The following is a 13,223-nucleotide window of genomic DNA, read 5'->3' as shown; positions in this document are numbered from 1 at the left end:
AGGGTGCTGGGCATGACCGACGTGCTGATCCGCGGCGGGCGGCCCTGGGGGCTCGCGTTCCCGGCCGACCTGCTCGTCCGCGACGGCCGCATCCACCGCGTGGGCCCGTCCCTCGACGCGCCCGGCGCCCTCGTCCTCGACGTCTCGGGTCAGCTCGTCCTGCCCGGTCTCGTCGACGCCCACTGCCACCTCGACAAGACGCTCTACGGAGGTCCCTGGGTCCCCCACTCCGCCGACGACTCGCTGGCCGGCCGCATCGCCAACGACCTGGGCCGTCGCGCCGAGCTGGGGGTGCCGAGCGCCGAGCGCGCCGCCGCGCTGCTGGCCCGGATGAGCGAGGCCGGCACCACACATGTGCGCACCCACACCGACATCGACCCGTCCGTGGGCCTGCGGGGCGTGGAGGCCGTGCGCGAGGCCGCCGCCCGCTCCCCCGTCGACGTGCAGCAGGTCGCCTTCCCCCAACACGGCGTGCTCACCAACCCCGGCACCGCCGACCTGCTGGCCGAGGCGCTCAGAGGCGGCGTCGAGGCGATCGGCGGCCTCGACCCGGCCGGAGGCGACCGCGATCCCGTGCGCCACCTCGACCTGATCTTCGGCCTGGCCGACCGGTTCGGCGCGCGCATCGACATCCACCTCCACGACGGCGGCTCGCTGGGCGGCTGGGAGCTGGAGCTGATCACCGAGCGCACCAAGGCGCTGGGGCTCGGCGGCCGGGTGACGGTCAGCCACGCGTACGCGCTGGGCGAGCTCGGCGACGCCGCCCAGGATCGCCTGATCCAGGGCTTCGTCGACGCGGGCGTGGCCATCGCCACCGCCGCCGTCTACAGCTACCCGGTGCCGCCGGTCAAGAAGCTGCGCGCCGCGGGCGTCACCGTCGCCTGCGGCCACGACGGCATCCGCGACCTGTGGGGCCCCTACGGCTCGGGCGACATGCTGGAGCGCGCGATGCACCTGGCCTACCGCAGCACGTTCCGCCGCGACGAGGACATCGAGCTCGCCCTGGAGGCCGCGACCGTGGGCGGCGCGCTGGCCCTCGGGCTGCCCGACTACGGCCTGGCTCCGGGCGACCGGGCCGACCTCGTCGTGGTGCCCGCGAGCGGCCCCGGAGAGGCCGTGGTCGTTCACCCTCGGCGCACTCTGGTCATGAAAGACGGCGTAGTCCTGCACAATTGACCGGCGGGACCATCGAAAGGCAGGCAAGTGCTCTCTATTCACCAGCGGATCGCGGCAGAGCTCGACGTGCGCGACGGGCAGGTGCAGGCGGCGGTCGATCTGCTCGACGGCGGCGCCACCGTGCCGTTCATCGCGCGCTACCGCAAGGAGGTCACCGGCGCCCTCGACGACGCGCAGCTCCGCACGCTCGAGGAACGGCTGCGCTACCTCCGCGAGCTCGACGAGCGCAGGGCGGCGATCCTGGAGTCGATCGAGTCTCAGGGCAAGCTCGACGACGAGCTGCGCGCGCAGATCATGGCGGCCGAGACCAAGGCCAGGCTCGAAGACATCTACCTGCCCTACAAGCCCAAGCGGCGCACCAAGGCGCAGATCGCCCGCGAGCTCGGCCTGGAGCCGCTGGCCGACAAGCTGCTCGGCGACCCGACGCTCCACCCGGCCACGGTCGCCGCGGAGTTCGTCACCGAGGGCGTGGCCGACGCCGCCGCGGCCCTCGAAGGGGCCAGGGCGATCCTGATCGAGCGGTTCGCCGAAGACGCCGACCTCATCGGCGACCTGCGCGAGCGGCTGTGGAGCCGCGGCCGGCTCGTGTCGAAGGTGCGCGAGGGCAAGCAGGAGGCGGGGGCGAAGTTCTCCGACTACTTCGAGTTCACCGAGCCGTTCACCAAGCTGCCCTCCCACCGCATCCTGGCGATGTTCAGGGGCGAGAAGGAGGAGGTGCTCAACGTCGCGCTCGAGCCCGACGAGACCGCCGACTACGAGCTGCGCATCGGCGCCCGGTTCGACATCTCCGACAAGGGGCGTCCGGCCGACCAGTGGCTGACCGAGACCGTGCGCTGGGCCTGGCGCACCCGCATCCTCGTGCATCTCGGCATCGACCTGCGCATGCGCCTGTGGCAGGCCGCCGAGGACGAAGCGGTGCGCGTCTTCGCCGCCAACCTGCGCGACCTGCTGCTGGCCGCCCCGGCCGGCACCCGCGCGACCATGGGCCTCGACCCCGGCCTGCGCACCGGCGTGAAGGTGGCCGTGGTCGACGCCACGGGCAAGGTCGTCGAGACCGCCACCATCTACCCCCACGAGCCCAAGCGCCAGTGGGACCAGTCGCTGGCCGTGCTCGGCGCGCTGGCCCAGAAGCACGGCGTCGAGCTCATCGCCATCGGCAACGGCACCGCCTCGCGCGAGACCGACAAGCTGGCCGGCGACCTGGTCAAGCTCATGCCGTCGATCACCAAGATCGTGGTGTCGGAGGCGGGCGCCTCGGTCTACTCGGCCTCGGCCTACGCCTCCCAGGAGCTGCCCGACCTCGACGTGTCGCTGCGCGGCGCGGTCTCCATCGCGCGCCGGTTGCAGGACCCGCTCGCCGAGCTGGTCAAGATCGACCCCAAGTCGATCGGCGTCGGCCAGTACCAGCACGACCTGGCCGAGTCCAAGCTCTCCCGCTCGCTCGACGCCGTCGTCGAAGACTGCGTCAACGCGGTCGGGGTCGACGTCAACACGGCGTCCGCGCCCCTGCTCACGCGGGTGTCGGGCATCGGCGCGACGCTGGCCGAGGGCATCGTGCGCCACCGCGACGCCAACGGGCCGTTCCGCACCCGTACGGCGCTGAAGGAGGTCTCGCGGCTCGGGCCCAAGGCGTTCGAGCAGTGCGCCGGCTTCCTGCGCATCCCGGGCGGCGACGACCCGCTCGACGCCTCCAGCGTGCACCCTGAGGCCTACCCGGTGGTCCGGCGCATCCTGAGCTCGGTCCAGACCGACCTCAAGTCGCTGATCGGCAACACCTCGGCCCTGCACACGATCCGGGCACAAGACTTCACCGACGACACCTTCGGCCTGCCGACCGTCACCGACATCCTGCGCGAGCTGGAGAAGCCGGGGCGCGACCCGCGTCCGGCGTTCAAGACGGCGGCCTTCAAGGAGGGCGTGGAGAAGATCTCCGACCTGGTGGCGGGGATGATCCTGGAGGGCGTGGTCACCAACGTGGCCGCCTTCGGCGCGTTCGTCGACATCGGCGTCCACCAGGACGGTCTGGTCCACGTGTCGGCCATGTCCCGCACCTTCGTCAAGGACCCGCGCGACGTGGTCAAGCCGGGTGACATCGTCCGCGTCAAGGTGCTCGAGGTGGACATCCCGCGCAAGCGCATCTCCCTGACCCTCCGCCTGGAGGACGAGGTCACCCAGCCGTCCACCGAGGGCCGCCCGCCCCGCAAGTCGGGCGCCCGTTCGGACGGCTCCCGCAACGAGCCCCGCCGCGAAGGCTCCGCTCGCGACGGCAGCGCCCGCGACGGCTCCGCTCCCCGTGGCGAGGGCGGCCGCGACGGCGGCTCTCGCGGTGACGGCCGCGACGGTGGCCGGGGTGACGGTGGCCGGGGTGACGGTGCTCGTGGTGGTGGCGGTCGCGGCCAGGGCGGTCGTGGCGACGGCGGTCGTGGCCAGGGGCGCGGCGACGGACAGCGCGGCGGACAGCGCCGCCAGGACCGTCCGGCTCCCATGGGCGCGATGGCCGAAGCCCTCCGCAAGGCGGGCCTCGGCGGCGACAACCGCTGACCTCAACCCCTGACGGCGGGCCGGCCTCCACAACCGGCCCACCGTCAGGGCTGCCCCCTGCCACCAGCCCACCGTTCAGGCTGGCCCAGTTACCGGCTGGGCGGGGGGTTCTTGGTGGGGGGCGATACGGTCGGAGGGTGAGGACAACTGTGTTTTCCATGGCTGTCGGCCAAGCCCGCGACCTGCTTCGCTGGCGCTCGCCGCTGCGGACCGAGCTCTGGGCGGCCCGGCTCACCGCTGCTCTGGAGCCCGATGAGGTGAGGCCGTTCCTGCGCGAGCTGGCCGAGGACGGGAGCGCTGAGTCTCGTCTCACCCTCGCTGCCCTGGCCGCGGTCGACAGGACCGGATGGCCTGGGGCGGAATCCCATCCGGACGTTGATCAGGAGTCGGCCGAGCCAGTCGAGGCGGAACTGGGGCCGGAATCCGAGTCGGGCGCGGGGGCGGAATCCGCGGCCGCGTCGGAGGCAGGGCCAGGGGCGGGTGTGCTGCGGGTTCTGGGAGTGGAGGTTCCCGGGACGACGGAGGCCGATCTCGGGCTGCCCGGTTGGGTGCGCCGCATGGGTCAGGTGACCTGCGAAGGAGCCTGGTACGGCAAGGCCGACCCGTTCGGCGAGCAGACCCTGGCCGTCCTGTCCTTCAGGTACGCGAACGGCAAGGAGCCGCACATCCTCGTCGTCGGCATCGACCAGCCCAACGGCGGCCTCGCGGTGGACGCCGTCGTCGAGGAGGTCAAGTTCCTCGACGACCTGGGCCTGAGCCCGGCCGAGCCGGGGGTGGTGGCCGGGCGGGTGCTGGACGCGTTCGAGCTGGGCGACCGGATCATGGGGGCTCAGGTGGCCGACACGCTGGCCGCCGTCCGTCCGCTGGCCATCGCGCGGGCCCTCGCGGTGCCCGGGCTCGTACGGCAGGCGCCCGACGGCACGATGGCCGACTTCCATGATCTGCCCGATGTGCCGGGGGCGCGGGAGGCGTTCGAGAAGTTGGCGGAGTTCGTGGGTGAGCGTCCGCTTTGGTGGAGTCCGGCGCGGGTGAGCCAGTTCCTGACGTCGTGGTTGCCGAGGGAGGCCATCCTGTCGGACCCGGCGGTGGCGGCGATGCCGGAGGTCGTCCGGGCGTGGAGCCGTTTCAACGGTGCCCATCCCGCCGTACTGCACCAGATCGACGTGGACGCGCCGCGCCTGCCCGCGCTGATGGCCGACGAGTCCCTGGCGGGGCTCGGCAAACGCATCGCCCGCCAGCACCTGTGACCTGGCTGGTCCCCATCGCCCGGCGACGCCTCCTGACCGTGACGAACCCGGCCACCGACTGTGCCACTGACCGCGACGTCTCACCGGGTAAGCCCGGCCGCGCGGTGGCCATCCGCCGGATTCGGCAACAGGGTCGGTGACGTGGGGTGCACCCAGGCGACGGCTGAGCACTGACGGCGCCTGGACCGCTTGGCGACGGCGGGCGACACCGAGCCGGCACGCGACCACCGGTGCGAGGCCGACTGGCGGCTGCGTGTTGAGCGAAGTCCGTGGATGTCGCCCCTCGCCACGAACGACCAACGGGCGACTGGTGCTTGAGGCAGGCCATGGACGGCCGCGAACGACCGATGGTCGAGCTGGGGCTTGAGCGAAGGCCGTGCTGGCAGCCGTCGCAGCGAGCAATCGGCAGACGGTTGCGCCTTGAGGCGGGCCATAGACGGCAGCCGCCACCACGAACGGCCGACGAGACGACTGCGCCTTGAGGAAAATCCATGGATGGGAGCCGCCGCCGTGAACGGTGGACAGACGGTCGGGCCTTGGGGAGGGGTATCGGGGGCGTCGGCTGGGATGTGGGTGGATCGAGTCGGGGGTGGGGGCGGCTATGCTGCGCAGTGACGTATAGCGGTGCCCCACTTGGGCGTTTCGAGGGAGACTTGCGCGATGTACAAGGAGTTCGCTGTCGAGGCCGTCATGTGGCTCGTCCCGGTTGCGGTGCTGATCGGGGTCGCGCTCCTCGTCACCGCCTGACCCGAAGACCCGAGGAGAACGGGGGCCGAGCACGCGCTCGGCCCCCGTCCGCTGTCCGGGACCGACCAGGTGACTGCGCTACGACGCCCACCGTCCAAGGCCGATGGGCGACCGGGCAACGACGCCCGCCGTCCGGGGCGGCGGGTGAAAAGGCGGGGTAAGGGGCCACGGGTGACAGGGGCCCGCCGGTCGGTGACCGGAAGGTCATGAAGCCTAGGGAACAGGGGCGGCGGGCGGTGGCTGGGGGGTCAGGAGGCCCAGGCCAGGAGGGGGCTGTACTGGCGGAGGCGTTTCAGTGCCTGCTTCTCCAGCTGCCTGATGCGTTCCCTGGTGAGCCCGAGCCGGTCCGCGATCTCGCTGTAGCTCTCCGCCTTCTGCCCGGTGAGTCCGTACCGGAGCTTGATGACGAACGCCTCGCGCGGCGGCAGCGACGTGACCACGTCCCGGACGTCGGCGCTCATGGCGCGGCGTTCGGCGACCTCCTGCACCCCCACCCCGTCCTCGTCGGCGATCATGTCGGCGATGCGGCTCTCGCCGGACTCGCCGACCGGGAGGTCCAGGCTGACCACCTCCTGGCCGAGCCTGCGTAACGCGGCGACCTGGCCGGCGGTGAGCGACGCCGACGCGGCGAGCTCGCCGTCCGTCGGCTCGCGGCCCAGGTCGGTGGCGAGCTGCCGCTCGACCCTGAGCAGCCGCGACAGGTCCTCGGCCACGTGGATGGGCAGCCGTACGGTGCGGCTCTTGTCGTGGATGCCGCGTTCGATGGCCTGGCGGATCCACCACATCCCGTACGTCGAGAACTTGTACCCGCGGGTGTAGTCGAACTTCTCCACGGCCCTGATCAGCCCGAGGTTGCCCTCCTGGATGACGTCGAGCAGCGGCAGCCCGCGGAAGGCGTACCGCCTGGCGGCGGCGACGACCAGGCGGAGGTTGGACCTGATCAGCTTGTCCTTGGCCCGCCGCCCGTCGCGCACGACGGCTTCGAGCTCCGGTGTCGCGGCGCCGCGCTCGATCAGGTGGCCCGCGTACAGTCCTGCCTCGATCCGCCGGGCGAGGTCGACTTCGTCCGCGGCGGAGAGCAGGGGGTTCTTTCCGATCTGCTCCAGGTACATGCCGAGCAGGTCGGGCTCTGCGGCCGACATGTACCGGCAACTACCCGGTAAACGGCGGCGAATTCCCGGCTTCGTTGAGTTCGGCGATGGCCAGCTCGGCTGTGCTGCGGATGTCGAAGAACTTGTCCAGCGCGGTGATCGCGAACAGGTGCTTGCACCGGCCGTTCAGACCGGACAGCAGCAGCTTGCCGCCGGAGGCGGTGACGGCCTTGTGCAGGTAGACCAGCACGGACAGGCCGGAGGAGTCGCAGACGCTGACGGCCTGCATGTCGATGACGAGGAGCGGCGGCTGGGTGAGGTCGAGCGCCTTGGTGACCCGGTCGCGCACCTCGGCCGCGGACCCGAAGTCGAAATCCCCGGTCAGCCGTGCGATGACGCAGGGGCCCTGGAGTCCGAGGCTGATCGACAAAGCCTGCTCCGAAGTCACCCAGCTCCACCTACCCGCGTTGTTTCCCACTTGTCGTCACTTCTCGACCACTTTACGAGAAGTAGCGTCTCGGGTTGAACACCAGCATCTGTTCGATCTGGTCATCGGTGACACCAGAGCCGAGCAGTGCGGCCAGAACGTCATCGTGAATGTGATCGTAGCGCCAGTTCGGCGCGAGCGTGTTTCTGGCTTCGTCCCATGCGCCGCCGAAGTAGTCCATGAAGCAGGCGGTGTCGTGGCTGAGGACCATGCGGTCGGCGTAGCCGCGCCGGCACAGGGCCGCGATCGTGGCCACGCGCTGCTCGGTCGGGTTGTAGACGTCGAGACCGAACCGGTCCATGCCCAGCGTCGCGCCGGTGTCGGCCAGGCGCATCAGGTAGTCGAGGTCGTTGCTGTCGCCCGCGTGCCCGACGACCACTTTCTCCAGGTTCACCCCTTCCTTGGCGAACAGGTCCAGCGCGAGCAGCCCGCTCTGGGTGAAGGCGTTCGTGTGGACGGTGATCGGCGCCCCGGTCAGTACGTGGGCCCGCGCGACGGCCCGGCAGATGCGCTCGACGCCGGGTGTCAGCCCCTTGTGCTCCACCACGCACTTCAGCAACGCGGCCTTCACCCCGGTGTCGGCGATGCCTTCGGTGAGGTCGCGGACGAAGTCGTCGATCATCGGGTCGGGGACGTCGAGGAACAGACCGGGGCCGCGGTGCTCGTACTGGTGGGGCAGTTCCTCGAAGGCGTACAGGCCGGTGGCGACGACGATGTTCAGGCCGGGCACCTCGGCGGCCACGCGCTGGATGCGCGGGATGTGGCGGCCGAGGCCCCACACCGTCGGGTCGACGATCGTCCGCACGCCCTTGGCCGCCACCGCGCCGAGCTTGGCGATGGCGTCGGCGACCCGGAACTCCTCGTCCCACCAGGAGCCTTTGCCGTAGTTGTCCACGTGTTCGGCGGCCACCACGAACACGTGCTCGTGCATCAGCGTCTGGCCGAGCTGTTCGACGTCGATCGGGCCCCGGACGGTGTCGACGGTGGGCATGGGACCTCCATACCAACTGGTCAGTAGGTGCGCCCAACGTAGGCCGCCCCTGCCGCACCGTCAACCGTCCAGGGCGAGTCCCGATCGGCACGTCGGTACATGTCGGGATTCACCGGGCCAGCCGCGGGAACAGGGGTTCCGGCCGCGGCAGGCGCTCCCCGACACCGCCGCCGCCACCCGCGCCGCCGCCGTCGGCAGGAACGGATCGAGCTGGACGGCCAGCGTCCGGCACGCCCCCACCAGCACGCCCAGCGACGCCTCCCGATCGCCGGCGGCCTGCTGCCACGGACGGACGCGTTCGACGTACCTGTTCGCCTCCTCCACCAGCCGCCACACCGCTCCGGCGGCCCGGCGGAAGTCGAAGTCCCGCAGCGCGCCGTGCACGTCGCCAGGCCCGAACTCCTCGCGCACCTCCGGCACGTCGCCGTCCAGGAACCGGTGGACCATGGTGGCCACCCGGTTGACCAGGTTGCCCACGCCGTTGGCCAGGTCCTCGTCGGCCCTGGCGATCAGGCGTTCCTCGGTGAAGTCGGCGTCGCCCACGCGCGGCACCTCGCGCAGCAGCCACCACCGCACCGCGTCCACGCCGTACGCGTCCACCAGGGCCACCGGGTCGACGGCCGTCCCGGACGACTTGCTGATCTTGCGGCCGTTCACGGTGAGGTAGTCGTGCACGAAGATCTGCGACGGCAGCGGCTCGCCGGCGGCCAGCAGCATCGCCGGCCAGTAGACCGCGTGGAAGCGGATCACCCCCTTGCCGACCAGGTGCACCTTGTCCGGCTCGGTCACCCACCAGCGCTCGTGGTCCGCGCCCTCCAGGGCGGTGACGTAGTTGGCGAGGGCGTCCCACCACACGTACACGACCTGGGAGGGATCCCCCGGCACGGGGATGCCCCAGCCGCGGGCGCGCGCCGCCGACCGCGAGACGCTGATGTCGGCCAGCCCCGCCTCGACGAACGCCAGCACCTCGTTGCGCCGGGCGGCCGGCTCGATGCGCAGGCCGCCGCCGCGGATGAGGTCGAGCAGGGCGTCCTGGTAGCGGGAGAGCCGGAAGAACCAGTTCCGCTCCGAGACCACCTGCAAGGGCCCCTCGTGCCCTTCCGGACAAGGCTCTTCGGGGTAGAACTGCTCGCAGCCGACGCAGTAGAGCCCTTCGTAGTGCCGCTGGTAGAGGTCGCGTTCGACGGCCTTCCAGATGCGTTCGACCCCGGCGCGGTGCGCGGGGTGGCTGCTCGTCCTGACGAACGCGTCGAAGGACAGGTCCAGCGGTTCGCGCAGCCCTTCGAACGCGGCCGCGTTGCGGTCCACGAACTCCCGCACCGGCAGCCCTTCGGCCTCGGCGGCCAGCACGTTCTTCAGCGAGTTGTCGTCGGTCCCGGTCTGGAACCGCACGGGTTCGCCGCGCCGCCGGTGGTGCCTGGCCAGCACGTCCGCCTGGACGAGCTCCAGCGCGTGCCCGAGGTGCGGGCGGGCGTTGACGTAGGGGATGGTCGTCGTGATGTACATCGGTCGCCTCCCGAAAGGGGCCCCGACACGACGAGAGGCCCCTGGTCGCAGGGCCTCAACAGGACGTCGTCGGTGAAACCCCCTACGGGGTCATCATCACCGTGCTGATCGTCATGTTCGGCATCGTACCTGGCCTCAGGCCAGCCCGGCCAGCTTGTAAAGCACCAGCGACCCGGCCACCGCCACGTTGAGGCTGGCCCCGGTGCCGATCATCGGGATCTCCACGACGGCGTCGAGCAGGTCGAGCGCCTCGCCGGGGATGCCGGTGGCCTCGTGGCCGAGCACGACGACGGTCGGCTCGCGGGCCATGGGCAGGTCGGCCAGCCTGATGGCGTTCTCGGCCAGCTCGACGCCCAGCACGCGGTCGCGCCGGGAGGCCAGCCAGGGCAGCGGATCGACCCAATGGACGCATGCTCCGGCCCTGAGGGTGTTCCCTCTGGCCAGCGCCTCGGGGACCCAGGGCAGGCGGGGCACGGCCAGGCACGCCCCGGCCGCGTCGCAGGTACGCAGCAGGGTGCCGAGGTTGACGCCGTGCATGGGCCACAAAGGGGCGACGGTGAGATGGCCGAGACATCGGGGCCGCCTGCGCCGCCGCTGGGCCCGGAGCTCTCTGGGGGTGCGCACCCGGATGCCGCTCATGCGGCCGGGCGGAGGTTCCTTACGCGGACGTTCACGAGAAGGGCGCTTTCGTCGGCACGCCCGGGCCATCGTCGAGAGGAATCACGCCCAGTCTACGCCCGTGAGCCGCTCGCGCGGTGGCGTACGGCCCAGACGGCCAGCCCCACGGCGAAGACGGCCACCCCCGCGAGCACGGAGGCGAGCGGCAGCGTGAACGCCAGCACCAGGCACAACACCAGCCCGAGCACCGGCACGGCCTTGACCGGCGCCCCCTCCGCGCGGGAGAGGGTCAGCGCGCAGGCGTTGGCGATCGCGTAGTAGACCAGCACGCCGAACGAGGAGAACCCGATCGCGCCGCGCAGGTCGGCCACCAGCAGCAGCACGACCACCGCGGCCCCGACCGCCGCCTCGGCCCGGCGCGGGACGCGGCGCTCCGGGGCGACCGCGGCCAGCACGCCCGGCAGGTCACGCTCCCTGGCCATCGCGAGCACGGTACGGGAGACGCCGAGCAGCAGCGCGAGCAGCGCCCCGAGCGAGGCCACCGCCGCCCCCGCCCCGACGACCGGGACCAGCCACTCCGCCCCCGCCCGGCGCACGACGTCGGCCAGCGGCGCCGCGGACCCGGCCAGCCCGGACGCCCCGAGCGTGCGCAGCGCGGCCACCGCCACCAGCGTGTAGACGACGAGCGTGACGCCGAGGGCGATGCCGATCGCTCTCGGGATGGCACGGGCCGGATCGCGCACCTCCTCCCCCAGCGTGGCGATCCTGGCGTAGCCGGCGAACGCGAAGAACAGCAGCCCGGCTCCCTGGAGCACGCCCCACGGGCCGGCCCCGGACAGCCCCGCACCCGGCATTCCGGACGGCCGCTCCCCCGTCAGCCCGGCGACGATCACCGCGGCCAGCACGGCGAGCACGAGCACGACGATCACCCGGGCGACCGCGGCCGAACGCTGGACACCGAACAGGTTGAGCAGGGTGAGCGCGACGACCGCCGCGACGGCCAGCGGCCGGGCCGCGCCCGGGGCGACGTACGAGCCGAAGGTGAGGGCCATCGCGGCGCACGAGGCCGTCTTGCCGACGGTGAAGCCCCAGCCCGCCAGGTAGCCCCACAAGGGGCCGAGCCGCCGCCTGCCGTAGACGTAGGTGCCGCCGGACTCGGGGTGGAGGGCGGCCAGGCGGGCCGATGAGGTGGCGTTGCAGTAGGCCACGACGGCGGCGAGCGCGAGGGCGGCGAGCAGTGAGCCGCCCGCCGCGGCGGCGGCCGGGGCGAAGGCGGCGAACACGCCCGCGCCGATCATCGCGCTCAGCCCGACGACGACCGCGTCGCCGGTGCCCAGCCGCCGCGCCAGGCCCTCGGCCATGCCGCCCCCTCCCCCGGCCTACACCCTTGATCGGGTCACCGGTCAGGAGATCCCGAGGCCCCCACTCTGCCGCACGCCACCGACATCCTCGCCGCCGGGTCCGTCAGGAGGTCGCCTCGGGGCCGGGGACCACCAGCACGGGACGCCTGGCGTGGTGCAGGACGCGGTCCGAGGTGCTGCCGAGCAGCAGCGATCGCACGCCGCCCAGTCCCCGCGTCCCGGTGACGATGAGGGTGGCGTCGATCTCGTCGGCCACGTCCACGATGGTCGACCACACCGCCACCGAGTCCAGGTCGCACCGCGGCGTCGCGTCGAGGCCGGCCTCGCGGGCCAGTTCGGCGCCGTGCCCGGCCAGCTCGGTCATCGCCTGGCCGATCGCCTCGTCCTCGGCCGCGGTGTTGTCGAGGGTCATCATGAGCCCGGCCGAGGCGCGGGCCGAGGTCATCGCCAGCCGCTCCCACACGGTCAGCACGACGGCGGATCTGTCCTGCACGGCCCGCCCGGCGAACGCGATGGCGGCCTTGGAGTCGTCCGAACCGTCGTAGGCGATCAAAATGGTCATCTTCACAGCTCCTTGGGCGAGGTCAGAGCCTTACCTCTTTCCAGGAGCAGGCCGTTCTCACGCGAAAAGGGACGGGAAGATCATCCCGCCCCTCGCGAACCTGCCAGGCGTCACGCCAGCGCGGCCGACACCCGCCGCGCCGCCGGCCTGAGCATCGACAGGCCCGCCAGTGCCAGCACCCCGATCTCGGTCACGACCACGACCCGCTGGGTCAGGCCCGCCGGGATGTCGTCGTTGCTCAGGGGGATGCCGAACATGCGCACCACGTACGGGACCACGACCAGCAACAGCGCCCCGAGGGCCACGCCGCTCAGCACGCGCATCGTCCTGGCGTACCGGATCCTGGCCTTGGCCAGCAGGAATCCCGCGGCGGGCATCACCAGGAAGGCGGCGAAGGCGGCGTAGCGGTGGATGCCTCCGGACAACGAGAGCGGCACCCCGGGACGGTCGGTCGGGAAGGCACCGATCAGGAACATGCTCGCCCCCCACGCCACCAGCAGCGCGACGACCCAGCGGTTGGCGCCGGAGCGGCGCAGCGCCTCGGCGATCAGCCCGGACCCCACGGCGAACAGCGTCAGCGAGGCCGGCAGCAGCCATCCGGACGCCTGGAAGGCGTACTCGCTGATCACGCTGTGCAACGGGTCGAGACCCGATTCGGCGTGCAAGGTGAGCATCGCGCCGGCTCCGGTGCCGATGGCCGTGAACCCGCTGACAAGCAATCCCTTCATGCCTTAAAGCTCGCGTAAGGCGGCCTTGACCGACATCGGAGATGAGCCCCCAGCGGGCCCTGATCCGTCCCCTAATACCTTGGTCGGCAGAGTCCGGGGACGGGCCCGTGACCTGCGGAAAGACGACCCTGGGTAGGGCCTCCCTCCTCAGGGTGGGTGCAGTCGGCG

Annotated in this window: 11 protein-coding genes; 3 read left to right on the top strand and 8 right to left on the bottom strand. The window is 71.9% G+C overall.

Annotated features, from left to right (window positions below):
- Positions 1 to 12 precede the first annotated feature (12 nt).
- From ACNF49_RS13810 to ACNF49_RS13800, 3 genes are all read left to right on the top strand, one after another.
- Positions 13 to 1,176 carry an amidohydrolase gene (locus tag ACNF49_RS13810; RefSeq protein WP_482943888.1) on the top strand — a complete coding sequence of 388 codons (1,164 nt, stop codon included), beginning with the start codon at positions 13 to 15 and terminating at the stop codon, positions 1,174 to 1,176.
- Between the two features lie 27 nt (positions 1,177 to 1,203).
- Complete coding sequence (locus tag ACNF49_RS13805) at positions 1,204 to 3,717, top strand: Tex family protein (protein WP_482943887.1); 2,514 nt, start codon at positions 1,204 to 1,206, stop codon at positions 3,715 to 3,717.
- A 158-nt stretch (positions 3,718 to 3,875) separates the two neighbouring features.
- Positions 3,876 to 4,964 carry a hypothetical protein gene (locus ACNF49_RS13800; RefSeq protein WP_482943886.1) on the top strand — a complete coding sequence of 363 codons (1,089 nt, stop codon included), beginning with the start codon at positions 3,876 to 3,878 and terminating at the stop codon, positions 4,962 to 4,964.
- A 995-nt stretch (positions 4,965 to 5,959) separates the two neighbouring features.
- On the opposite strand, the gene ACNF49_RS13795 is transcribed toward ACNF49_RS13800, so the two are convergent.
- The 8 genes from ACNF49_RS13795 to ACNF49_RS13760 form a co-directional block, all read right to left on the bottom strand.
- Positions 5,960 to 6,853, bottom strand: coding sequence for a sigma-70 family RNA polymerase sigma factor (locus ACNF49_RS13795; protein ID WP_357978239.1), 894 nt, complete (start codon positions 6,851 to 6,853; stop codon positions 5,960 to 5,962).
- Between the two features lie 10 nt (positions 6,854 to 6,863).
- Positions 6,864 to 7,250, bottom strand: coding sequence for an STAS domain-containing protein (locus ACNF49_RS13790; protein WP_352327166.1), 387 nt, complete (start codon positions 7,248 to 7,250; stop codon positions 6,864 to 6,866).
- Between the two features lie 52 nt (positions 7,251 to 7,302).
- Positions 7,303 to 8,280: a phosphotriesterase family protein gene (locus ACNF49_RS13785; protein WP_482943885.1), complete on the bottom strand. Its 978-nt coding sequence runs from the start codon at positions 8,278 to 8,280 to the stop codon at positions 7,303 to 7,305.
- Between the two features lie 60 nt (positions 8,281 to 8,340).
- A complete protein-coding gene (gene metG, locus ACNF49_RS13780; RefSeq protein ID WP_482943884.1) occupies positions 8,341 to 9,786 on the bottom strand; it encodes a methionine--tRNA ligase in 1,446 nt (481 codons plus the stop codon).
- 135 nt (positions 9,787 to 9,921) lie between these two features.
- A complete protein-coding gene (locus tag ACNF49_RS13775) occupies positions 9,922 to 10,323 on the bottom strand; it encodes a TrmH family RNA methyltransferase (protein WP_357978673.1) in 402 nt (133 codons plus the stop codon).
- Between the two features lie 194 nt (positions 10,324 to 10,517).
- The gene (locus tag ACNF49_RS13770) at positions 10,518 to 11,765 is read right to left on the bottom strand and encodes an APC family permease (RefSeq protein WP_482943883.1); all 1,248 of its coding nucleotides are present in this window, start codon (positions 11,763 to 11,765) and stop codon (positions 10,518 to 10,520) included.
- 103 nt (positions 11,766 to 11,868) lie between these two features.
- Positions 11,869 to 12,327, bottom strand: coding sequence for a universal stress protein (locus ACNF49_RS13765; RefSeq protein WP_357699338.1), 459 nt, complete (start codon positions 12,325 to 12,327; stop codon positions 11,869 to 11,871).
- A gap of 110 nt (positions 12,328 to 12,437) precedes the next feature.
- A complete protein-coding gene (locus ACNF49_RS13760; RefSeq protein WP_357978250.1) occupies positions 12,438 to 13,055 on the bottom strand; it encodes a DUF998 domain-containing protein in 618 nt (205 codons plus the stop codon).
- Positions 13,056 to 13,223 lie beyond the last annotated feature (168 nt).

The sequence above is a fragment of the Actinomadura sp. ATCC 39365 genome (genome assembly GCF_054392275.1).
The sequence above is the reverse complement of the archived record's forward strand: the minus strand, read 5'-3'. Positions and strand labels throughout refer to the sequence as shown.